At 60.5% G+C, this 23,985-nt stretch carries 17 protein-coding genes and 1 pseudogene; 15 read left to right on the top strand and 3 right to left on the bottom strand.

Annotation, left to right across the window (positions count from 1 at the left end):
- Positions 1 to 85 precede the first annotated feature (85 nt).
- The 5 genes from ACM6I0_RS03010 (at position 86) to ACM6I0_RS02990 (ending at position 9,571) form a co-directional block, all read left to right on the top strand.
- Positions 86 to 2,536 carry a glycogen/starch/alpha-glucan phosphorylase gene (locus ACM6I0_RS03010; RefSeq protein WP_285433500.1) on the top strand — a complete coding sequence of 817 codons (2,451 nt, stop codon included), beginning with the start codon at positions 86 to 88 and terminating at the stop codon, positions 2,534 to 2,536.
- Positions 2,537 to 2,757: 221 nt separating this feature from the next.
- A complete protein-coding gene (locus tag ACM6I0_RS03005; RefSeq protein ID WP_414921411.1) occupies positions 2,758 to 6,345 on the top strand; it encodes a DUF2339 domain-containing protein in 3,588 nt (1,195 codons plus the stop codon).
- Positions 6,342 to 7,715 (top strand): DUF3999 domain-containing protein, encoded by a 1,374-nt coding sequence (locus ACM6I0_RS03000; RefSeq protein ID WP_414921410.1) that lies wholly within the window; start codon positions 6,342 to 6,344, stop codon positions 7,713 to 7,715. Before ACM6I0_RS03005 ends, ACM6I0_RS03000 begins: the two co-directional genes overlap by 4 nt.
- A 239-nt stretch (positions 7,716 to 7,954) precedes the next feature.
- A complete protein-coding gene (locus ACM6I0_RS02995; RefSeq protein WP_414921409.1) occupies positions 7,955 to 8,965 on the top strand; it encodes a class 1 fructose-bisphosphatase in 1,011 nt (336 codons plus the stop codon).
- Between the two features lie 3 nt (positions 8,966 to 8,968).
- Entirely contained in the window at positions 8,969 to 9,571 is a 603-nt protein-coding gene (locus ACM6I0_RS02990) for a DUF924 family protein (RefSeq protein ID WP_414921408.1), read from the top strand.
- Positions 9,572 to 9,688: 117 nt separating this feature from the next.
- Here ACM6I0_RS02990 and ACM6I0_RS02985 read toward each other — a convergent pair whose 3' ends face one another.
- Entirely contained in the window at positions 9,689 to 10,453 is a 765-nt protein-coding gene (locus tag ACM6I0_RS02985) for a methyl-accepting chemotaxis protein (protein WP_414921444.1), read from the bottom strand.
- A 93-nt stretch (positions 10,454 to 10,546) separates the two neighbouring features.
- Positions 10,547 to 11,569: pseudogene (locus ACM6I0_RS02980) on the bottom strand (cache domain-containing protein); the annotation flags it as partial.
- A 298-nt stretch (positions 11,570 to 11,867) separates the two neighbouring features.
- Between ACM6I0_RS02980 and ACM6I0_RS02975 the strand changes: the two are divergent.
- Positions 11,868 to 12,122: a hypothetical protein gene (locus tag ACM6I0_RS02975; protein WP_090176709.1), complete on the top strand. Its 255-nt coding sequence runs from the start codon at positions 11,868 to 11,870 to the stop codon at positions 12,120 to 12,122.
- A gap of 31 nt (positions 12,123 to 12,153) precedes the next feature.
- Entirely contained in the window at positions 12,154 to 12,723 is a 570-nt protein-coding gene (locus ACM6I0_RS02970) for a lipocalin family protein (RefSeq protein ID WP_414921407.1), read from the top strand.
- Between the two features lie 132 nt (positions 12,724 to 12,855).
- On the opposite strand, the gene ACM6I0_RS02965 is transcribed toward ACM6I0_RS02970, so the two are convergent.
- The gene (locus ACM6I0_RS02965) at positions 12,856 to 14,220 is read right to left on the bottom strand and encodes a formimidoylglutamate deiminase (RefSeq protein WP_414921406.1); all 1,365 of its coding nucleotides are present in this window, start codon (positions 14,218 to 14,220) and stop codon (positions 12,856 to 12,858) included.
- A 146-nt stretch (positions 14,221 to 14,366) separates the two neighbouring features.
- Between ACM6I0_RS02965 and hutC the strand changes: the two genes are divergently transcribed.
- The 8 genes from hutC to hutH all read left to right on the top strand — a co-directional run bounded on the left by hutC (position 14,367) and on the right by hutH (position 23,903).
- The gene (gene hutC / locus ACM6I0_RS02960; RefSeq protein ID WP_177326944.1) at positions 14,367 to 15,077 is read left to right on the top strand and encodes a histidine utilization repressor; all 711 of its coding nucleotides are present in this window, start codon (positions 14,367 to 14,369) and stop codon (positions 15,075 to 15,077) included.
- Positions 15,078 to 15,087: 10 nt separating this feature from the next.
- Positions 15,088 to 15,657, top strand: a complete 570-nt coding sequence (locus tag ACM6I0_RS02955; RefSeq protein WP_414921405.1) for a HutD family protein — start codon at positions 15,088 to 15,090, stop codon at positions 15,655 to 15,657.
- A 463-nt stretch (positions 15,658 to 16,120) separates the two neighbouring features.
- Positions 16,121 to 17,809, top strand: a complete 1,689-nt coding sequence (hutU, locus tag ACM6I0_RS02950; RefSeq protein ID WP_090176693.1) for a urocanate hydratase — start codon at positions 16,121 to 16,123, stop codon at positions 17,807 to 17,809.
- Between the two features lie 149 nt (positions 17,810 to 17,958).
- A complete protein-coding gene (locus ACM6I0_RS02945; RefSeq protein ID WP_285433515.1) occupies positions 17,959 to 19,434 on the top strand; it encodes a purine-cytosine permease family protein in 1,476 nt (491 codons plus the stop codon).
- Between the two features lie 69 nt (positions 19,435 to 19,503).
- Positions 19,504 to 20,472, top strand: a complete 969-nt coding sequence (locus ACM6I0_RS02940) for an ABC transporter substrate-binding protein (RefSeq protein ID WP_414921404.1) — start codon at positions 19,504 to 19,506, stop codon at positions 20,470 to 20,472.
- A 70-nt stretch (positions 20,473 to 20,542) separates the two neighbouring features.
- Complete coding sequence (locus tag ACM6I0_RS02935) at positions 20,543 to 21,394, top strand: ABC transporter permease (protein WP_010464518.1); 852 nt, start codon at positions 20,543 to 20,545, stop codon at positions 21,392 to 21,394.
- Positions 21,391 to 22,221, top strand: coding sequence for a quaternary amine ABC transporter ATP-binding protein (locus ACM6I0_RS02930; RefSeq protein WP_208670465.1), 831 nt, complete (start codon positions 21,391 to 21,393; stop codon positions 22,219 to 22,221). The genes ACM6I0_RS02935 and ACM6I0_RS02930 overlap by 4 nt, the downstream gene beginning before the upstream one ends.
- A gap of 158 nt (positions 22,222 to 22,379) precedes the next feature.
- Positions 22,380 to 23,903, top strand: coding sequence for a histidine ammonia-lyase (hutH, locus tag ACM6I0_RS02925; protein WP_285433520.1), 1,524 nt, complete (start codon positions 22,380 to 22,382; stop codon positions 23,901 to 23,903).
- Positions 23,904 to 23,985: the final 82 nt, after the last annotated feature.

Genomic DNA, 23,985 nt, shown 5'->3' with positions numbered 1-23,985 from the left:
TCAGGAAAAACTGCCGAACCAGAGCCCCCGCGGCCGGTCAGACCGTCTAGGCTCAACAACTTCACGCTCGCTCGAGGTCCTATCGATGACTCAAGAACCACTTGTTCGCGAAGCAGAGGTGGCCGCATTCCGCGATGCCGTCTTGACGAAACTCACCTACGCGGTGGGCAAAGACCCGGATCACGCGTTTGACCACGACTGGTTCGAAGCGATTGCATTGGCAGCGCGCGATCACATGGTCGAGCACTGGATGGATCACACCCGGCAGATCTACCGCAAAGGTCAGAAACGGGTTTACTACCTCTCCCTGGAATTTCTCATCGGCCGGCTGCTCTACGACAGCCTGAGCAACCTCGGCCTGCTGGATGTCGCCCGCGAAGCCCTGACCGAACTGGGCGTCGACCTTGAACGCATTCGCCTGCTGGAGCCCGACGCGGCCCTTGGCAATGGTGGCCTCGGTCGCCTGGCGGCGTGCTTTATGGAAAGCATGTCGACCCTGGGTATCGCCGGCCATGGCTATGGCATTCGTTATGAACACGGTTTGTTCCGTCAGGCCATCGTCGATGGCTGGCAGCAGGAGCAAACCGAGCACTGGCTGGATTTCGGTAACCCATGGGAATTTGAACGGCCAGAGGTCGTTTACCCGATCGGTTTTGGCGGCAGTGTTGAAACCGTCACCGACGAAGCCGGCAAGACCAAGCAGGTCTGGACGCCGGTGGAAACCGTTCGCGCCATTGCCTACGACACACCGGTGGTCGGCTGGCGCGGAGCGAGCGTCAATACGTTGCGCCTGTGGCGTGCCCGGGCGGTGGAAGATTTGCACCTGGAGCGCTTCAACGCCGGTGACCACTTGGGCGCGGTAGCGGAAGTTGCCCGGGCGGAAAGTATTTCGCGCGTCCTCTACCCGGCCGACAGTACCGAAGCCGGCCAGGAACTGCGTCTGCGCCAGGAATACTTCTTCGTCGCCGCGTCCTTGCAGGACTTGCTGCGCCGCCACCGCAACATGCACACCTCCGTGCTGACACTGGGCGATCACGCCGCAATCCAGCTCAACGACACTCACCCCTCGATTGCCGTGGCCGAGCTGATGCGCCAACTCGTTGACGTCTACGACGTCGCGTGGGATGCGGCATGGCAAGTCACCGTCGACACGCTCTCGTACACCAACCACACGTTGCTGCCCGAAGCGCTGGAAACCTGGCCGGTCGGTTTGATGGAGCGCATGCTGCCGCGGCACATGCAGATCATCTACCTGATCAACGCCCAGCACATCGACTCGCTGCGCGCCAAAGGCATTCACGACTTTGACGTGCTGCGCGCGGTGTCGCTGATCGAAGAAGACAACGGCCGCCGGGTGCGCATGGGGAACCTCGCGTTCCTGGGTTCCCACAGCGTCAACGGCGTGTCCGCGCTGCACACGCAGTTGATGCGCAAAACCGTGTTCTCGGAACTGCACAAGCTCTACCCGGAGCGGATCAACAACAAGACCAACGGCATCACCTTCCGCCGCTGGCTCTACCAGGCCAACCCTGAACTGACGTCGATGCTGGTCGACGCCCTTGGCCCGGAACTGTTGGACGACCCGGAACAAGGCTTGGCGGGCCTGGAGCCTTTCGCCGAAAAAACCGCGTTCCGCAAGGCGTTCGCCGAACAGCGTTTGCACAGCAAAAAAGCCTTGGCTTACCTGATTCATGAACGGCTGGGTATCGCGGTCAACCCGGCGGCGATGTTCGACGTGCAGGTCAAACGGATTCACGAATACAAACGCCAGTTGCTCAACTTGATGCACACCGTGGCGTTGTATCAGGCGATTCGCGCCGAGCCGGAAATCGACTGGGTGCCGCGGGTGAAGATCTTCGCCGGCAAGGCAGCGGCCAGTTATCACCAGGCCAAGCTGATCATCAAACTGACCAATGACATTGCGCGTGTGGTGAACAACGACCCGACTGTGCGTGGTTTGCTCAAAGTGGTGTTCCTGCCCAACTACAACGTCAGCCTGGCGGAGAGCATCATCCCGGCGGCGGATTTGTCGGAGCAGATTTCCACCGCTGGTTTCGAAGCCTCGGGCACCAGCAACATGAAGTTCGGCCTCAACGGCGCGCTGACCATCGGCACCCTCGATGGCGCCAACGTGGAAATGTGTGAGCGCATTGGCGCCGAGCACATGTTCATTTTCGGCCTCAGCGCCCAGCAGGTTGAGGCGCGCAAGCAGAACCACGAGTTCAACGCGACGCCAGATATTGCCGCGTCCCACCGTCTGAACGATGTGCTGCAAGCGATTCGTGGCGGGGTGTTCTCGCCGGATGATCCGGCCCGTTACACAGGGTTGATCGATTCGCTGATCGACTACGACCGCTTCCTGGTCTGCGCCGATTTCGACTCCTATTGGGAAGCGCAGATGCGCGTGGAAGCCCATTGGCACGACTCCCAGGCTTGGTGGCGCTCGGCAGTCTTGAGCACTTCGCGGATGGGTTGGTTCTCTTCCGACCGGACCATTCGCGAGTACGCCACGGAGATTTGGAAAGCTCTGGAGTAACTTTTAGCAATAATTGCGAGTAAGGCCCGACGGCTGTTGGGCCTGATCGATATACTAAGCACCAGTTTCAGTGAGCGCTGCGCGCTCAATCGCGGGCAAGCCACGCTCCCACAGGATGTTTATGGGTCGCAAGATCGCATATGACCTGTGGGAGCGTGGCTTGCCCGCGATGGCGTCAGCGTAGGCGCTACAAGGCAATGGGCCGCTTAGGGATATCGACCATGCAATGGATTTTCATGCTGATTGGGCTGGTGCTGGGCTGGATACTTGACGAGTCGTTCAGCGATGCGCTGTTGGGCGCGTTGCTCGGGTTGGGTATTGGCCAGGCCATCCGTATCGCTCGCTTGGGCTCACAAACCGCCGAGCAGCGCGTTCTTCTGGAGCAGGCACAGGTTGCGCTCAATGCCGTGCAGCAACGCCTGGCATTGCTCGAAGTGTCTGGCGTCAAGGCGCCTGAGGCCAGCGATTCGGCGGTCAGCGAACCGGCCCCGACAGCTGAATTTACACTCGACGAAATCCCCGTCGAGACCCCGGAGCTGATCTGGGACCTCCCACCCGAACTCCAGCCGATCACTGCCGCAGCCACTGAAACCAGTCGCCCGCTGCCAGTCGATGTCTGGAAGCCCGAACCGGTCGCACGCGAGCCGCAACAACCCGCCATCCCCCGTGGCCCCAATTTCATTGACCGAGCCATCAGCGGCGCCCGTAACTGGCTGTTCGGCGGCAACACCGTGCTGCGCGTCGGCGTGGTGCTGTTGTTTCTCGGCCTGGCCTTCCTGTTGCGTTACGCCACTGAAGGCATGGTGGTGCCGATCGAACTGCGTTACGCCGGGGTGGCAGCGGCTGCGCTGGGCTTGCTCGGGTTGGGCTGGTGGCTGCGCCATCGCAATAATAATTACGCACTGATGCTGCAAGGCACCGGGATTGCCGTGTTGTACCTGACGGTGTTCGCCGCCATGCGTCTGCATCCGCTGCTCGATCCCACGGCAGCCCTGGGCCTGTTGGTGGCGGTGACCGTGTTCTCCGCGATTCTGGCAATCACCCAGGATTCCCTGGCGCTGGCGTGCGTCGCCGCACTGGGCGGTTTCGCTGCGCCGATCCTGACGTCGACCGGCGCCGGCAACCATGTTGCGCTGTTCAGCTATTTCGCCTTGCTCAATGCCGGCATCCTCGCCATCGCCTGGTTCAAGGCCTGGCGGCTGCTCAACCTGATCGGCTTTGTCGGCACCTTCGGCATCGGCTTAGCCTGGGGGCTGCGCTCCTACACGCCGGAATTGCTATGGAGCACCGAGCCGTTCCTGATTCTGTTCTTCCTGATGTACCTGGCCATCGGCCTGCTGTTCACCCGGCGCAAACTGCTGGAAATGAGCGATGCGCCCGAGGACGACAGCCGCGAGGCGCTGCTGCGCTGGTCGGCGCGCAAGGGTGATTACGTCGACGGAACCATGTTGTTCGGCCCGCCGCTGGTGGGCTTCGGTTTGCAGTTCGCACTGGTTCAGCATCTGGAATTTACCGCGGCGTTCAGCGCATTGGCGTTAGGCATGATCTACATGGGGCTCGCTCGTCTGCTGATGGGCGGACGGGCGTTGCTGCTGGCGGAAACCTGTCTGGCGCTGGGCGTGATCTTCGCCAGCCTGGCGATTCCACTGGGGCTCGACGCTCGCTGGACTTCAGCCGCTTGGGCTGTAGAAGGGGCGGGGATTTTCTGGCTTGGCCTGCGTCAGCATCGACCGCTGGCCCGTGCATTTGCCTTACTGCTGCAACTCGGTTCGGCGCTGGCGTTTCTCAGTGAACTGCGCACGGGCGAAGGCAGCCTGCTCGACGGCGCTCCGCTGGGTGCGTTGATGCTCGGGGCGGCCTTGCTGTTTAGCTTCTACCAATTGCGCAAAGCCTTGCCCGAGCAAACGTCGGACTGGGAGCGCAAAGGATTGCCGGTCCTGGCGTGTCTTGGTCTGACGTTCCTCTATTTGCTGGCGCCGTTGTTCTTTTTCACCCAAGGCACTGCAATCAGTTGGGCGCTGGCGGGCTTGGCGACCTTGTTTGTCGGCCTGCGTCTGCAATCGCGCACGTTCCTGTTCACCGCATTCGCCGTGCAGTTGCTCGGCGGTGCGTTGTTCCTGCTGCGATTGCAGGGCGCTGGCGGTGAGTCCGGCGCCGTGTTCAGCGCGGGCTGGAGCGGCTTGCTCAGCGCGTCCCTGATCGGCCTGGCACTGATCGCCGGCATGTTGCTCGCCGCGCGTGACGACATGGTGCGCAACGACGTTCGACTGTTGCGTGGCCTGTCGGTGGTGCTGCTTGCCGGTCTGGTGCTGATCAATCTGGCCGTGCTGTTCGTGCTGCCTTGGCAAACCGCGAGTGCGGTGTGGGCGGCGAGCGGTTTGTTCATCATTTGGCTCAGTCTGTACCTCAAGCAGCGGGTGAGTTTTGTCTTCGGCTTGCTGTTGCAGGTTATCGGCGGCGGCGCGTTTCTGCTGGCCGGGCCGGAACTGCTCGGCCCGCTGGCCAGCGAAGGTCTGAGGCCGCTGGCGCACAGCGGTTTCTGGACGCCATTGGTGTTGGGCCTGGCAGCGTTGGTCGGGGCTTGGCGCTTGCAACTTGGCAATCACGGCTCGGCGTTCGATGCGCTGAGTTTGCAGCGCTTATCTGAAGTGTTGCTGGTGTGGGGCGCGGGTTGGTGGGCGCTGGCGTGGATCAGCGAAGTGTTGCGCTTTGCGCCGTTGAATCTGCAAGCGACGTTGCTACTGGCGGTCGCGGCCGTGAGCGTGGCGCTGTGGGCGGCGCTGGCATTGCGCCTGAAATGGCCGTCCCTCGGCCTGCTCTGCACCTTACTGATACCCGCCGCCGCGCTTGTGCTGCTCGCCGCGTGGCATTCACGTTATCACCCGGCCGCCGACTTTGGCTGGCTGGTGTGGACGGCCGTATTCGCCGTGCATTTCGTCTCCCTGCGACGCTTGGCGCCAATGCTGCCGGCGCGCGCTCTGAGCACCGCCCATGTGCTCGGAGCCTGGCTGTTGATCGGCGTGCTGGCGCTGGAGCTGCGTTACGGTTTGCTGCTGTTGTCCGAGCAGTACAACGCCTGGCGCTGGCTGGGCTGGGCGATCCTGCCGAGCCTGTATCTGGTGCTGATGGCTGCGCCGCGCAATTGGCCTTGGCCGGTGTCGACCTACGCCCGCGAGTATCGTGTCTACGCTGCGGCACCGCTGGCGTTGCTGATGCTTGGCTGGTTCTGGCTGGCGAACATCGCCAGTGACGGCACCGCCGAGCCGCTGCCCTATGTGCCGCTGATCAACCCGTTGGAGCTGGGCCTGCTGTTTGCCCTGTTCGGTGTGTATGTCTGGTCCCGCAGTGCCGTGGCGCAACTGGCGATACGCAAGGACTACGCCGAACAGGCCACGCAACTGATCGCCGGTGTCTCTTTGTTTGCCTTCTTCACCGCGCTGGTGATGCGCACCGCCCACCATTGGGGCGGCGTGCCGTTCGAGCTGGATGCCTTGCTCGAATCGATGCTGGTACAGGCCGGTTTGTCGATCGTCTGGACCCTGATGGCGCTGAGCCTGATGATCGGCGGCCATCTGCGTCATCGCCGCGAAGTCTGGCTGATCGGCGCCGCGCTGATCGGCGTGGTGGTGGCCAAACTGTTCTTTGTCGAACTGAGTAACCGCGGCGGCCTGGCGCGGATCGTGTCGTTTATCGGCGTCGGCGTCTTGCTGCTGGTGGTGGGCTATTTCGCTCCGCTGCCGCCCAAGCGTGCCGAGGCTACACCGGATGCTGAAAAACCGGCCCCGCAAACCGAAGGAGTGTCGTCTTGAGTCATAAGCTGAACCTGGGCTGGTTGGGCGCTGTTGCGCTGGGTGTGGCGCTGTCGGCCAACGCCCAGGACAAACCGGCGGACTTCGCCACGCAAGTGCCGTTGTCGGTGAGTGGCGAAGGGCCGTGGTATCGCCTTGAATTGCCCTTGGCCGTGCAGCTCAATGCGCGGCAAACGGATCTCAGCGATGTTCGCGTGTTCAACGCCGCTGGCGAGGCCCAGGCCTACGCCTTGGCCCGCGAAATAGCGTCAACCCGCGAGAGCCGCACACTGAACGACGTGAAATGGTTCCCGCTGTACAACTCAGCGGACGCCACGGAGCGCGCACCGGGCATACGCGTGCAATCGAACGCGAACGGCACGTTGGTCGAAGTGCAGCCCTCCACTGAGCTGGAGGCGGGCGAGGAAGTGCTGCGCGGCTGGTTGCTCGACGCCAGCGGCATCAAGGCGCCGTTGCAGCAGTTGGTCCTTGACTGGACCAGCGAGCGCGATGGCTTCCAGCGTTTCAGCATCGAAGCCAGCGACGACTTGCAGCATTGGCAGTCGTGGGGCGAAGGGCAGGTGGCGCGCCTGACGTTTGCCGACGAACGGGTTGAGCAACATGAGGTGGGCCTGCCGGGGCAATCGGCGCGGTATCTGCGCTTGCTGTGGAATTCATCGCAATCGGCGCCGACGCTGACGTCGGCGCAACTGGAAAGTGCCAGTATCCGCAGCCTGCCGCTGCCGTTGGTCTGGTCGCAACCGTTGGCCGGCAGCAGCGTGAAGAGCGGTGAATACACCTGGCAATTGCCGATGGGACTGAATGTCGAGCGCGTGCAGGTCGAAGTGAGTCAGCCCAACAGCCTGGCGCCGGTGACGTTGTCCGGGCGGCGCGAGAGCAGCCTGCCGTGGCAGTCCCTGAGCAGCGGATTGCTCTATCGCCTGACCCAGAATGGCCAGGACGTGGTGCAGAACGAATTGCAGCTGTCGGGGCAAACCGTACAGCAACTGAAGCTAGACGTGGACGAACGCGGCGGTGGCTTTGGTGCACAAGCGCCAACGTTGAAGTTTGCCGTGCGCTCGACGCAGGTGGTGTTCCTGGCTCGTGGCGCCGGGCCTTACACGCTGGCGCTGGGCAACGCGACGGTGAAGGCCGCGAACCTGCCGTTGTCGACACTGGTTCCCGATTACAGCGCCGCGAAGTTTGCTGCGTTGGGCAAGGCTTCGGTTGAAGGCGCGGCAGTGGTGAACAGCACCTCCACGGCGACAGCGGCAGCGACGACTGACCCCAACTGGAAGAAGTTCGGGTTGTGGGCGGTGTTGTTGCTGGGCGTTTTTTTCCTGGCGGCGATGGCGTTCAGTTTGCTGCGCAAGCCACCCGTAAAACCCTGAAAGCCGGTGCTGCGCACCCGATCGCGAGCAGGCTCGCTCCCACAGGGGAATGCGAACTCCTGTGGGAGCGTGCCTGCTCGCGATAGCGGTATAGCTGACGGTAAAAATGCCCGTTTCGAACTACGCTCAACCGGGCGCATGAACTCTATTGGGCGGATCACGTCTGATAGGAGGAAATGCGCCTCGACTCGCGTTAAACTGCGCGGGTTTTTTAGCCCCCAATTCCACCGGAGCCTTCCATGTCCCGCGTTACCCTGAGTCGCTATTTGATTGAGCAGACCCGCAGCAACAACACCCCTGCCGATCTGCGTTTCCTGATCGAAGTGGTGGCGCGTGCTTGCAAGGAAATCAGCCACGCCGTTTCCAAAGGCGCCCTGGGCGGTGTTCTGGGCAGCATGGGCACTGAAAACGTCCAAGGCGAAGTGCAGAAGAAGCTTGATGTGATGTCCAACGACATCCTGCTCGAAGCCAACGAATGGGGCGGTCACCTGGCCGGCATGGCGTCCGAAGAAATGGACAATGCCTACCAGATTCCGGGCAAATACCCGAAAGGCGCCTACCTGCTGGTATTCGACCCACTGGACGGTTCGTCGAACATCGACATCAACGCGCCGGTCGGTACGATCTTCTCGGTACTGCGTTGCCCGAATGAATACCTGACCCAGAACGAGCCTTTGAACGAAAAGGCCTTCCTGCAGCCAGGCACTCAGCAGGTTGCCGCCGGTTATGCGATTTACGGTCCACAGACCATGCTGGTGTTGACCCTGGGCAATGGCGTGAAAGGCTTCACCCTCGACCGTGAAATGGGCAGCTTCGTGCTGACTCATGAAGACATCACGATCCCGGAATCCACGCAGGAATTCGCGATCAACTCGTCGAACCAGCGTCACTGGGAAGCTCCAGTACAGCGCTATGTCAGCGAACTGCTGGCGGGCGATGCAGGTCCGCTGAAAAAGAACTACAACATGCGCTGGGTCGCCGCGATGGTCGCCGACGTGCACCGTATCCTGACCCGTGGCGGTCTGTTCATGTACCCACGCGACAGCCGCGAGCCGTCGAAGCCGGGCAAACTGCGCTTGATGTACGAAGCCAACCCGATGTCGTTCCTGGTGGAACAGGCTGGCGGCGCTTCCACCGATGGCCATCAGCGCATCCTCGACATCAAGCCTGATGGCTTGCACCAGCGTGTCGCGGTATTCCTCGGCTCGAAAGAAGAAGTCGCACGCATCACGGCTTACCACAAGGAATAAACCATGACCGCGCCCTGGCAGCCGTTGCTCGACTGGTGGTTCGGAAACTTCGAATCCCCCAGCGAGATAGCGGCAGAAAAGGGCAGGTTATGGTTCGGCAAGCGCGACAGCCAGGACCTCGAAGCGCGCGAGCGTTTCGGGGACTGGGTCGAGCAGGCACTGGCCGGCGGTTTGACTGACTGGGCGCAACGCCCCGAAGGTTGGCTGGCCCTGGTGCTGCTGCTCGATCAGCTCCCGCGCATGATCTATCGCGACACTCCCACATCGTTCTCTGGTGATCTACGAGCCCAAAAGCTCGTGGCGCAAGGCATTGCTGCGGATTTCGATCGACAGTTGCGGCCGATTCAGCGGGTGTTTATCTACCTGGTGTTTGAGCATTGCGAGAATCTGGCGGTGCAGAACGAGGCCGTTTCGCGGTTTATCGATCTGGTGGCGCAGCAGCCTGAGGCCGATCAGGCGCTGTTTACCGATTACCTGAACTATGCCGAGAAGCATCAGCAAGTGATTGCGCAGTTTGGACGGTTTCCGCATCGCAATTCGGTGTTGGGAAGGGAGTCTACGGCTGAGGAAATCGAGTTTCTTTCGGGGCCTGGGTCTCGCTTTTAGTTTTCTGCTGTAGCTGATGCCGCTATCGCCAGCAGGCTGGCTCCCACATTTGGTTTGTGTGGTTCACAAATCCCCTGTGGGAGCCAGCCTGCTGGCGATGGGGTCAGTGAAAGCAGCTTATATCCGGAAACTACCCACCAACTGCTTCAACCGCGCCGCCTGCTGCTCAAGATCCGAGCACGCCCGCAAGGTCGCCTGCAGGTTCTCCACGCCTTCCTGGTTCAGCGTGTTGATCTCGGTGATGTCGACGTTGATCGACTCCACGACAGCGGTCTGCTCTTCGGTCGCGGTGGCCACCGACTGGTTCATCCCGTCGATCTCGCCAATGCGCTGAGTCACGCTGCTCAGGCGCTCGCCCGCCTGATTGGCGATGCCAACGCTGCTTTCACTCTGACGCTGGCTGTCGGTCATAGTGCTGACCGCTTCGCGGGCGCCGACTTGCAGTTCCTCGATCATCTTCTGCACTTGCTGCGCCGAATCCTGAGTGCGGTGGGCGAGGTTGCGCACCTCATCCGCCACCACGGCAAAACCACGGCCGGCTTCACCGGCGCGGGCCGCTTCGATGGCAGCGTTCAGCGCGAGCAGGTTGGTCTGCTGCGAGATGCTGGTGATCACTTCCAGAATCTGCCCGATGTTCACGGTATTGCTGTTGAGCGTTTCGATGTTGCCGCACGAATCGCTGATCTTCGCCGAGAGCTGGTGCATCGCCGCGATGGTTTTATCCACCACTTGTTGGCCATCTTCGGCCAATTCGCGGGCGTCGCTCGAATGCTGGGAGGCGAGGGCGGCGTTCTGGGCGATTTCCTGAGCCGCGGCGCCCAGTTCGTTGATGGCGGCTGCCACGCTGCTGGTGCGCGAAGCTTGTTGATCAGAGTTGAACATCGACGAGTTCGACGCAGCCACCACGCGCAGCGCGACTTCATTGACCTGGCCGGTGGCCGAGGCGACTTCACGGATCGAGGTGTGAATACGCTCCACAAAGCGGTTGAACGACATGCCCAACGCCCCGAATTCATCGTGACCATGGATGGTCAGGCGCTTGGTCAGGTCGCCTTCTCCCTCGGCGATGTCATGCATGGCGCGACCCATGGTCAGCAGCGGCTGCATCAGGAAACTGATGAGCATGCCCAGCAGCGCAATGATGATGACCACGGCAATGACCATGGCGATGATCGCTGAAGTACGGAACTCGCTGAGCATCGAGAATGCAGTGTCTTGATCCAGCACCAGTGCCACGTACCAGTCCGCAGACGGCACGCCGTTGACGTGGGTGAAGGAGATGAATTGCGTCTTGCCGTCGAGTTCGACTTCTTTCATGCCTGGGCTAACGTTCGGTGCGCCGTTCGGATAGGCATCGGCGAGGCTTTTGAGCACCAGTTTGCTGTCTGGGTGGATCAGGATCTTGCCGTCGGCGCTGACGATAAATGCGTGACCGTGACCGCCGAAGTTCAACGAGTTGATGATCGCGCTGACGTTGGACAGGTCGATGTCCGCGCCGGCAACGCCGATCATCTGGCCCTGATGCTGCACCGGTGTGGCCACGGTGATCACCAGTTTGCCGGAGGAGGCGGCGATGTACGGCTCGGTAACGATGGTCTGTTGCGCGCTGTTGGCGGCCTTGTACCAGCCACGGGCGCGGGGATCGTAATCCGCGGCGCGATTGCCGGCCGGGACCGAGAACATCACGCCATCAGTGCCACCGAAATAGCTGAGCTGGAAGTTGCTGGTGTAGGCCGGCAAGTCGATGGCGCGTTTGAGGTTGGCTTGGGCACTGCCGTCCACGGCGATCTGTTGGGACAGCGATTGCAGTAACTGAATACGGCTTTCGAGCCAGGTCTTGATGTTGCTGGTGGTCAGGCTGCCGAGTTCCTGCATCGAAGACTCGGTGCTGCTGCGCAGGGTCTGGCGCTGGCGGTAGTCGTTGAACAAGATAAAGCAGGCGAACGCAACGGCGACCACGAGGGCGGCTGCCAGCAGGATCTTGTGGCTGAATTTCATGTTTCTGGTCATTGAGTGCACTACCGCGGAGGGGCTGGTCAGCGAGGGGGCGTCAATTTGCCACACTAGGGGCTTTGCGCTGCTTCTATGTCGACTGGGCAGCGCCAAAGATTAGGGGTCTTTTTGCGAAAGCCGACGAAATACCCAATAGCCAGAGAAAGTGGCTGATTTTTCAAAAAAAACAGGCAGACGAGCGGCTCGATAAATAGGCAAGAGCTCGGGGAACCAGATAGGGGTTTTCTCTTCTAAGCTTCTGCTTGGCAGCTATGCCATCCCCCTTCGTTCCAGGAGCTACACCATGTCGCTGCGATCTATCGCCTTGCTTTCGTTCTGCGTGCTGTTGGCCGCTTGCAGCAAGATTAATCAGGAAAACTACTCGAAGCTGTCGGCCGGCATGCCCAAGGCAGAGGTTGAAGCCTTGCTGGGTAAAGCCACTGATTGCTCGGGCGCGCTCGGCATGTCCAGTTGCACCTGGGGTGACAAGAACAGCTTTATCAGCGTGCAGTACGCCGGTGACAAAGTGCTTATGTTTTCTGGCCAAGGCCTGAAGTAAACCGGGGCAATACGCCCACGGGAGAAAAATAATGAAGCGTTTATTGATCCTGCTTTTTGCCGGCCTGGTATTGGCCGGCTGCGCCACTTCTGGCGAAGATCCACTGGCACCGAAGACCGTCAACAGCGTCAATCTCAAGAAATACCAGGGCACCTGGTACGAGTTGGCCCGCCTGCCGATGTATTTTCAGCGCAACTGTGCGCAATCCGAAGCTCATTACACGCTCAAGCCTGATGGCAACATCCAGGTGTTGAATCGCTGCCTGACGGCGGACTGGGAGTGGGAAGAGGCCAAGGGCACGGCTTATCCACAGGTACCGGGCAAGACCGACAAATTGTGGGTCGAGTTCGATACCTGGTTCTCGCGATTGCTGCCAGGCGTGGCGAAGGGGGAATACTGGGTGCTGTACGTCAGCGACGATTACAAGACCGCCATCGTCGGTGACCCAAGCCGTAAGTATCTGTGGCTGTTGTCTCGCACGCCGACGGTTAATGGTGTGGTGCGTGAAGAACTGCTGAGCAAGGCGCGTCAGCAGGGTTACGACACGACGCGATTGATCTGGCGCGCATCGGATAAACAGATGGCCAAGACTTCTAACTGACGACACTGCATGATCGTTCCCACGCTCCGCGTGGGAATGCAGCCCGGGACGCTCCGCGTCCCAAGCGGACGCAGAGAGTCCATTGAGGCATTCCCACGCGGAGCGTGGGAACGATCAGTCATTTAGTTTGCGTCAGCCCAGGAGATCGCGCAGGACTTGGGTGAATGCGCGATTGCTTTCCTCTTCGCCGGCATGACGCCCATCCCGCACGACCCACTGACCATTGACCAGCACGTCGCGAACCTGACGGTCGCCGCCGGCAAACAGCCAACGATTGAGAATCCCGTCGCCACTGGCGGTCGCCAGATACGGATCGTTGCCGTCCAGCACCAGCCAATCCGCACGCTTGCCCACTTGCAGCGCGCCGATCTGTTGCCCCAGCGCCTGAGCGCCGCCATCCAGTGCTGCGTCAAACAGTGTGCGCCCAACCATCGGCTGATCCGCGCCATACAAACGGTTACGCCGCTGATCGCGCAGACGCTGACCATATTCCAGCCAGCGCAATTCTTCGACCACGCTCAATGACACATGGCTGTCGGAACCGATGCCCATACGCCCGCCCTGAGCGAGGAAGTCCACCGCCGGGAAAATCCCGTCGCCAAGGTTGGCTTCGGTGGTCAGGCACAGGCCGGCGATGGCGCGACTCTTGGCCATCAGCGTGACTTCTTCCGGGTTGGCGTGGGTCGCGTGGACCAGGCACCAGCGCTGATCGACTTCGGTATTTTCGTACAGCCATTGCAGCGGACGGCGGCCACTCCAGCTCAGGCAGTCATCGACTTCCTTCTGCTGTTCGGCGATGTGAATGTGCACCGGGCACTGCTTGTCGCTGGCGGCCAGCACTTCGCTGATCTGCTGCGGTGTGACCGCGCGCAACGAGTGGAAGCACAGGCCCAGCGATTGCGCCGGTTGCTGCGCCAGGATCGGCTGCAAACGCGTCTGAAGCTTGAGGTAGTTTTCGGTGCTGTTGATAAAGCGCCGCTGGCCATCGTTCGGGGCCTGGCCGCCGAAACCGGAGTGGCTGTAAAGCACGGGCAGAAGGGTCAAGCCGATACCGGCGGAACTGGCGGCCTGGCTGATGCGCAGCGCCAGTTCGGCCGGATCTGCATAAGGCTGGCCGTTGATGTCGTGATGCACATAATGAAATTCCGCGACCGAAGTGTAACCGGCCTTGAGCATTTCGATGTACAGCTGACGCGCGATCACGCCGAGTTGGTCCGGGCTGATTTTTCCGACGAGGCGGTACATCAAATCGCGCCAGGTCCAGAAACTGTCGTTCGGATTACCCGCCACTTCGGCCAGCCCTGCCATCGCCCGCTGGAACGCGTGGGAGTGCAGATTGGGCATGCCCGGCAGCAGCGGACCGCTTAGCCGTTCGGCGCCATCTGCATGAGAATCGGCCTGGATTTGGGTCAAGACGCCGTCGGCGCTGACTTCAAGACGTACATTATTGGCCCATCCACTAGGCAGCAGTGCGCGTTCGGCAAAGAAGGCGGACATGGTTCAGCACCCCATCGTGTGTTATTTGTATATACATATACAGACGTTTGCCTGCTCGGTAAACTCCGGCAAGCTAGCAACTATTACTAAACGACCAAGGATTAACCGTGCCGACTCCGCCCCCAGTGTCACCGTTGGCCGCGAACATGGGCGACAGTCCGGCGCCCTTGTACGCCCGCGTCAAACAGATGATCACCCAGCAAATCGACAGTGGAAACTGGCCGCCGCACTACCGCGTTCCGTCGGAAAGTGAACTGGTCAACCAGCTGGGTTTCAGTCGCATGACCATCAATCGTGCCTTGCGGGAGATGACCGCCGACGGTCTGTTGGTGCGAATGCAGGGTGTCGGCACCTTCGTCGCCGAGCCTAAAAGCCAGTCCGCTCTGTTTGAAGTGCACAACATCGCCGACGAAATCGCCTCCCGCGGCCATCGCCACACCTGCAAGGTGATCACCCTCGAAGAAGAGGCTGCCGGCTCGGAGCGCGCACTGGCCCTGGACATGCGCGAAGGCCAGAAGGTGTTCCACTCGCTGATCGTGCATTTCGAAAACGACATCCCGGTGCAAATCGAAGACCGTTTCGTCAATGCGCTGGTGGCGCCGGACTACCTCAAGCAGGATTTCACCCTGCAAACGCCGTACGCCTACCTGAATCAGGTCGCGCCGCTGACCGAAGGCGAGCACGTGGTCGAGGCGATTCTGGCCGAGGCGTCCGAGTGCAAGTTGCTGCAGATTGAAAAGGGCGAGCCGTGCCTGCTGATTCGCCGCCGCACCTGGTCCGGCCGTCAGCCGGTGACCGCCGCCCGTTTGATCCACCCCGGTTCCCGTCATCGTCTGGAAGGTCGGTTTCATAAATAGAGAGCCATAAATGAATGTAACGAAGGTTCTACGCGCAAAAGACTACCCACGCATGCCGTGGAAAAACGGCGGTGGCAGCACTGAAGAAATCACCCGTGATGCAGGCACTGGCCTGGAAGGGTTCGGCTGGCGCCTGTCGATTGCCGATATTGGCGAGTCGGGCGGGTTTTCCACATTCGCCGGTTACGAGCGAGTGATTACCGTGCTGCAAGGCGAGGGCATGACCTTGCGCGTTGATGGCCAGGACACGCGGCCGTTGTTACCGCTGGACCCGTTTGCCTTCAGCGGTGAGAGCCAGGTGTCCTGCACGTTGCTCGGCGGACCAATTCGCGACTTCAACCTGATTTATGCGCCACTGCGCTACAACGCGCGGCTGCAGTGGCTTGACGGCGAGCAGCGGTTTTTCAGTTCGGCGGGTACGGTGTTGGTGTTCAGTGTCACCGAGCGGCTTGAAGTGAAGGCCGGTAACAGTGACGCGCAACTGGGGCGTCACGATTGCCTGCAACTTGACGGTAATGCTGGCCTGTTGGAAGTCTCCACTAATGGCCCGTGCTGTGTGATTGAACTGACTGCACGCTGATCCAGAACTCAAGCGACACTATCGCGGGCAAGCCCGCTCCCACAGGTCCAGTGAAGATTCTGTGGGAGCGGGCTTGCCCGCGATGCTTTTCGTTGCCGTGAATGCGTTCCCCAATGCGCACCAATTTGTTACCGAACGCCCCAGCGTGGCGCAAAAACACGCTCAAGTAACAGCCGCCACGCTCCTGCAACCTACCCCGCAAATCCCCTCTGAAAAATTTCCTCTGCGTCAGAACCCTTGATCTACAGGCTTTCCACCCCGCTCAAGAATTTTTCTTGAACACCCATCCAGCAAGTTGGCCGCTTGATTGCATATGCTTGTATGTACAAGTAAAGACGTATGCGTATGAGTTGATCGAGACTCTCCGCAGCGTCCACTGATTCGCTTGTGGCGCGTTGACGCGCACAGGCTGGCTTGCCCACCGCCAGGGTTGGTTTGAATTGATCGCTGAGGAGTCTTTTTCGTGACTGACAATACCCAGAAACCTACCAAGTACCGCAACGTAGAAATCCGTGCCGCACGTGGTAACAAGCTGACCGCCAAGAGCTGGCTGACTGAAGCGCCGCTGCGCATGTTGATGAACAACCTCGACCCGGAAGTTGCCGAGAACCCTAAAGAACTGGTGGTTTACGGTGGTATCGGTCGTGCAGCGCGTAACTGGGAATGCTACGACAAGATCGTCGAAAGCCTGACCAACCTGAACGACGACGAGACCCTGCTGGTGCAATCCGGCAAACCGGTCGGCGTGTTCAAGACTCACACCAACGCCCCGCGCGTACTGATCGCCAACTCCAACCTGGTGCCACACTGGGCGAGCTGGGAACACTTCAACGAACTGGACGCCAAAGGCCTGGCCATGTACGGCCAGATGACCGCCGGCAGCTGGATCTACATCGGCAGCCAGGGCATCGTCCAGGGCACCTACGAAACCTTCGTCGAAGCCGGTCGCCAGCACTACAACGATGACCTGAAAGGTCGTTGGGTCCTGACCGCAGGCCTGGGCGGCATGGGCGGCGCTCAACCACTGGCTGCCACCCTGGCCGGCGCTTGCTCGCTGAACATTGAATGCCAGCAGGTCAGCATCGATTTCCGCCTGAACAGCCGTTATGTCGACGAGCAGGCTACCGACCTCGACGACGCACTGGCCCGCATCGCCAAATACACTAAAGAAGGCAAGGCGATTTCCATCGCGCTGCTGGGCAACGCGGCTGAAATCCTGCCGGAACTGGTCAAGCGCGGCGTGCGCCCGGACATGGTTACCGACCAGACCAGCGCCCACGACCCGCTCAACGGTTACCTGCCGGCTGGCTGGACCTGGGAAGAGTACCGCGCTCGTGCCAAGACCGAGCCTGCTGCCGTGGTTAAAGCCGCCAAGCAATCGATGGCTGTGCACGTCAAAGCGATGCTCGAATTCCAGAAAATGGGCATCCCGACTTTCGACTACGGCAACAACATCCGTCAGATGGCTCAGGAAGAGGGCGTGGAAAACGCTTTCGATTTCCCAGGTTTCGTACCGGCCTACATCCGTCCACTGTTCTGTCGTGGCATCGGCCCGTTCCGTTGGGCTGCACTGTCGGGCAACGCTGAAGACATCTACAAGACCGACGCCAAAGTCAAAGAGCTGATCCCGGACGACGCCCACCTGCACAACTGGCTGGACATGGCCCGTGAGCGCATCAGCTTCCAGGGTCTGCCGGCGCGTATCTGCTGGGTTGGCCTGGGTCTGCGCGCCAAGCTTGGCCTGGCGTTCAACGAAATGGTGCGCAGCGGTGAATTGTCCGCGCCAATCGTTATCGGCCGCGACCACCTGGACTCCGGTTCGGTAGCCAGCCCGAACCGCGAAACCGAGTCGATGCAGGACGGTTCCGACGCTGTGTCCGACTGGCCTCTGCTCAACGCCCTGCTCAACACTGCGAGCGGCGCGACCTGGGTTTCCCTGCACCACGGCGGCGGTGTCGGCATGGGCTTCTCCCAGCACTCGGGCATGGTGATTGTCTGCGACGGTACTGATGAAGCGGCTGAGCGTATTGCTCGCGTGCTGCACAACGACCCGGCGACCGGTGTCATGCGTCACGCCGATGCGGGTTACCAGATCGCGATTGATTGCGCCAAGGAACAGGGTCTGAACCTGCCGATGATTACCGGCAAGTAATGCTTGCCCTGTAGGAGCGAGCCTGCTCGCGATAGCGATGTGTCAGCCAATGTAGATGTTGGATGTGCCGACCTCATCGCGAGCAAGCTCGCTCCCACAGGGATCTCATGCAGACAGTAATTTCATTAACAATCCACAGAGGTTGAATCATGGCTGTTAACAGCGATCGTGCAGGCAGTAAACCGTTGATCGAGAAACGCTCGATCGACTACATCCCGGAAGCGGAAAGACACGGTCGTCTGTTTAGCCAGTTCACCCTGTGGATGGGTGCCAACCTGCAAATCACCGCAATTGTCACCGGGGCCCTGGCCGTGGTGTTGGGTGGTGATGTGTTCTGGTCGTTGATCGGTCTGCTGATCGGTCAATTGCTCGGCGGCGGCGTGATGGCGCTGCATGCCGCGCAAGGTCCCAAGCTCGGTCTGCCGCAGATGATCTCCAGTCGCGTGCAGTTCGGCGTTTATGGCGCGGCCATCCCGATCGTACTGGTCTGCCTGATGTACCTGGGTTTTACCGCGACGGGCACCGTGCTTTCCGGCCAGGCGCTGGGCCAGTTGTTTGGCGTCAGCGACAGCGTCGGTATCCTTATTTTTGCCAGCGTCATCGTACTGGTGACAGTGCTCGGTTATCGGGTAATCCATTGGATTGGCCGTATCGCCAGCGTCATCGGTGTGATTGCCTTCGTCTATCTGTTCGCTCGTCTGATGAGTCAGACTGACGTTGGCGCACTGCTGCAAATCCGTCACTTCAGCTGGAGCAGCTTCCTGCTTGCAGTGTCGCTCGCGGCGTCCTGGCAGATCGCCTTCGGCCCCTACGTGGCTGACTATTCACGCTACCTGCCGAGCAAGATTTCCTCGGTGAAAACCTTTTTCGCCGCAGGCGCGGGTTCGGTCATTGGCGCACAAGTGGCGATGGTCCTCGGTGTATTTGCCGCGGCCTCGGCCAATGGGCAATTCGCCGGTCACGAAGTGGCCTATATCGTGGGTCTGGGCGGTACCGGTGCCACCGCTGCGTTGCTGTACTTCAGCATCGCGTTCGGCAAGGTCACCATCTCCACGCTGAACTCCTACGGCAGCTTCATGTGCATCGCGACCATCATCAGCGGTTTCCGTGGAGACCTGAAAGTATCGCGCTTGCAGCGTCTGGTGTTCGTGCTGGTCATCGTCGGGGCTGCGACCCTGATGGCGTTGCTCGGCCAGCACTCGTTCCTCGGTGCGTTCAAGTCCTTCATCCTGTTCCTGCTGGCGTTCTTTACGCCATGGAGCGCGATCAACCTGGTGGACTACTACTGCATCACTCGCGAGCGCTATGACGTACCGGCGCTGGCCGATCCGAACGGTCGCTACGGCCGTTGGAATATCCTCGGTATCAGCGTCTATGTGTTCGGTGTGCTGGTACAGCTGCCGTTCATCTCTACCAAGTTCTATACCGGTCCGATGGTGGCGGCCCTGGGCGATGTGGATATTTCCTGGATCATCGGCCTGGTGCTTCCCGCAGCCGTGTACTACGTGTGCGCAAAAAAATGGCACAGCGCCGTACCCGATCGCTTGATTCTGCCAATCGAGCAGGACAGCGTCACAGCACCAAAAACAAGTGGGGCTGGCCGCGCAACTGCTGCGCAGGCCTGATTGGACGTGGACAGGGCTGGATGCCTCTTGACTGCCGTAAGCCAATTCATGATTAGGAGCGTCACAACAATGAAATCGAACAAGACCCTGCTGACCACACTGCTTTCCATGGGCCTGTTGGCCAGTGCCGGCGCCACTCAGGCTGCCGGTTGGTGCGAGTCGGGCAAAACGGTGAAATTTGCCGGTCTGAACTGGGAAAGCGCCATGCTGCTGACTGACGTGCTGCAAGTCGTGCTGGAGAAAGGCTACGACTGCAAGACCGACAGCCTGCCGGGCAACTCCATCACTATGGAAAACGCCCTGAGCAGCAATGACATTCAAGTGTTTGCCGAAGAGTGGGTCGGGCGCAGCGAAGTCTGGAACAAGGCCGAGAAGGCCGGCAAAGTCGTCGGCGTTGGTGCTCCGGTTGTTGGCGCAGTCGAAGGCTGGTACGTGCCGCGCTACGTGATTGAAGGCGACGCCAAGCGCAAGCTGGAAGCGAAGGCGCCGGACCTGAAAAACATTGCCGACCTGGCTAAATACTCCGCCTTGTTCAAGGATCAGGAAGAGCCATCCAAGGGCCGTTTCTACAACTGCCCGGCCGGCTGGACCTGTGAGCTGGACAACAGCGAAATGCTGAAAAGCTATGGTCTGGAAAGCACTTACACCAACTTCCGCCCAGGTACCGGTCCGGCGCTGGATGCGGCCGTGCTGTCGAGCTACAAGCGTGGCGAGCCGATCCTGTTCTACTACTGGTCGCCAACTCCGCTGATGGGTCAGATCGACGCCGTCAAACTCGAAGAGAAACCAGGCGTGGACAAGACCGTGACCATCAAGGTCGGCCTGTCCAAGGTCTTCCACGAGCAAGCCCCGGAACTGGTGGCGGTGCTGGAAAAGGTCAACCTGCCGATCGACTTGCTGAACCAGAACCTTGGGCGCATGACCAAAGAGCGGATCGAGTCGCCAAAACTGGCCAAGATCTTCTTGAAGGAACATCCTGAAGTCTGGCACGCATGGGTGAGCGAAGACGCAGCCAAGAAAATCGACGCGGCCTTGTAGGTTGAGCCTCTGCGACTGCCGTCAGCGGCAGTCGCACGCTGAATCGCAACCCCTTGATTGAGAGTCTCTTATGTTTCCCGAAAGCTTTACCTTTTCCATCGCCGACTGGGTCAACGGTTGGGTCGATTCGCTGGTCACCAACTATGGCGATGTGTTCCGGCACATCTCCGACACCCTGTTGTGGGCCATCGTCAATCTTGAAGGTTTGCTGCGTGCAGCGCCCTGGTGGCTGATGCTGGCAATCGTGGCGGGCGTAGCCTGGCACGCGACCCGCAAAGTCGTGACCACCGCCGTAATCGTCGGCCTGCTGTTTTTAGTAGGTGCAGTCGGCCTCTGGGACAAGCTCATGCAGACCCTGGCGCTGATGATGGTGGCGACGGTCATTTCGGTGCTGATCGGCATTCCGTTGGGCATCCTCTCGGCGCGCAGCAATCGCTTGCGTTCGGTGCTGATGCCGTTGCTGGACATCATGCAGACCATGCCGAGCTTCGTGTACCTGATCCCGGTGCTGATGCTGTTCGGCCTGGGCAAGGTGCCGGCGATTTTCGCCACGGTGATCTACGCGGCTCCACCGCTGATTCGCCTGACCGACCTGGGTATTCGCCAGGTTGACGGTGAAGTGATGGAAGCCATCAACGCCTTCGGTGCCAACCGCTGGCAGCAACTGTTCGGCGTGCAATTGCCGCTGGCCCTGCCGAGCATCATGGCCGGGATCAACCAGACCACCATGATGGCCCTGTCGATGGTAGTCATTGCCTCGATGATCGGTGCGCGTGGCCTGGGCGAAGACGTACTGGTGGGGATTCAGACCCTCAACGTCGGACGTGGCCTTGAAGCCGGTCTGGCGATCGTGATTCTGGCAGTGGTGATCGACCGCATTACTCAGGCGTATGGTCGGCCACGGCATGAGGTGAGCAAATGAACAACCAAGCCATCAGCAAAATCGAAGTCAAAAACGTCTTCAAGATTTTCGGTAACCGTTCCAAGGAAGCGCTGGGCATGATTGGCCAGGGCAAGACCAAGGATCAGGTGCTGGCCGAAACCGGCTGCGTGGTCGGCGTGAACGACCTGTCGCTGAGCATCGGTACCGGTGAGATCTTCGTGATCATGGGCCTGTCCGGTTCCGGTAAATCGACCCTGGTGCGCCATTTCAATCGCCTGATCGACCCGACCAGCGGCGCGATCCTGGTGGATGGCGTGGACATCCTGCAATACGACATGGAAGCCCTGCGCGAATTTCGCCGTCATAAAATCAGCATGGTGTTCCAGAGCTTCGGCCTGCTGCCACACAAGACCGTGGTGGATAACGTTGCCTATGGCTTGAAAGTGCGTGGCGAGAGCAAGCAAATGTGCTCGGAGCGCGCGCTGCACTGGATCAACACCGTGGGCCTCAAAGGCTACGAAAACAAATACCCGCATCAGCTCTCGGGCGGCATGCGTCAGCGTGTGGGCCTGGCCCGCGCCCTGGCAGCGGACACCGACATCATCCTGATGGACGAAGCGTTCAGCGCCCTCGACCCGCTGATTCGCGCCGAGATGCAGGACCAGTTGCTGGAGCTGCAAAAGACCCTGCACAAGACCATCGTCTTCATCACCCACGACCTCGATGAGGCCGTGCGCATCGGCAATCGCATTGCGATCCTCAAGGACGGGCGCCTGATCCAGGTCGGCACCCCACGAGAGATTCTGCATTCGCCAGCGGATGAGTATGTCGATCGGTTCGTGCAGCGTCGGGCTGCGGTGGTTTAACAGTCGATCGTTCCCACGCTCTGCGTGGGAATGCATCCCGTGACGCTCCGCGTCACCCATGCGCAGGGCTTGAGCCTTGCGCTGACAACGGGACGCGGAGCGTCCCAGGCGGCATTCCCACGCAGAGCGTGGGAACGATCAACTTCAAGAGGTCAATGATGTCCCAGGCTGAAAAAATCGTTATCGCCGACGCCCCGTTGCGTTGGCAGGATGTGGTGGCCGTCGCCCGTCATGGCGCACAGCTTGAGCTGTCGACCCAGACTTGGGCGCGGATCGACAATGCGCAGGCCATTGTCCAGCGCATCGTCGTCAGCGGCGAGCGTGCCTATGGCGTCAACACCGGCCTCGGTGCCTTGTGCAACGTCTCGCTCAAGGACGAACAACTCAGCCAACTGTCGCGCAATACCCTGCTCAGTCACGCCTGTGGCGTCGGTGCTCCACTGGCCGATGAGCAGACCCGCGCGATCATGTGTGCGGCGATCCGCAATTACAGTCACGGCAAATCCGGCATTCATCGTCGGGTGGTTGAAGCCCTGTTGGCGTTGCTCAACCGCGGCATCACCCCGCAAGTGCCGTCTCAGGGCTCGGTGGGTTACCTGACCCACATGGCTCACATCAGCATCGCCTTGCTGGGTGTCGGCAATGTGAGCTATCGCGGGCAGATCGTTTCTGCGCAACAAGCCTTGGCTGAAGAAGGCCTGCAACCGGTTCAGCTCGGCGCCAAAGATGGCCTGTGCCTGGTCAACGGCACACCGTGCATGACCGGCCTGAGCTGCCTGGCACTGGCCGACGCCACGCGCCTGGTGCAGTGGGCCGACGTGATTGGCGCCATGAGTTTCGAAGCCCAGCGCGGTCAGATCGCGGCGTTCGATGCCGAAATCATTGCGCTCAAGCCGCATCCGGGCATGCAGCAAGTCGGGATCAATTTGCGCGCGCTGCTCGATGGCAGTGAAGTGATTGCGACGAGCAAAGGCATCCGCACGCAGGATGCGTTGAGCATTCGTTCGATCCCGCAGGTTCACGGCGCTGCTCGCGATCAGCTTGCGCACGCGACCCAACAGATCGAAACCGAACTCAACAGCTGCACCGACAACCCTTTGCTGCTGGGCACGCCGGACAACTTCCGCGTGATGTCCCAGGCCAACCCGCACGGCCAATCGGTCGCGCTGGCGGCGGACTTGCTGGCGATCGCCATGGCGGAAATCGGCTCCATCGCCGAACGCCGCCTCGACCGTTTGATCAACCCTCACGTCAGCGGTTTGCCGGCATTCCTGGTGGCCAATCCGGGGGTTAACTCCGGGATGATGATCGTCCAGTATGTGGCCGCTTCTCTGTGCGCGGAAAACCGCCAGTTGGCGCAACCGGCCGTGCTCGACAACTACGTCACCTCGGGCCTGCAAGAAGATCACTTGAGCCTGGGCACCAACGCCGCGCTGAAGCTGCATCGCGCGCTGGAAAACTGCACGCAGATCCTCGCCATCGAGTACCTGCTGGCGGCCCAGGCGTTTGAATTCTTGAAAGAGCAACGCTTCGGCGCTGGCACCGATGCGGCGTGGCGTCTGCTGCGCGAGCGTGTTCCGGCCTACGACCAGGACCGCTGGTTGGCGCCCGATATCGCCGCTGCGGCCGGCGTGTTGAAAGACCCGATTTTGTTGCACAAAGCGTTACCGAACCTGAACTGAAATCCACAACACCAGCGTGCCAAGGCGCCAGCCCCTCTCAAAAAGTCGGGAAGCGACGGACAACGGAAATCTCCGGAGCGTC

Source organism: Pseudomonas sp. IT-P294, assembly GCF_949767865.1.
In the GTDB taxonomy this organism is placed as follows: domain Bacteria; phylum Pseudomonadota; class Gammaproteobacteria; order Pseudomonadales; family Pseudomonadaceae; genus Aquipseudomonas.
This window is presented reverse-complemented; position numbering and strand designations above follow the sequence as displayed.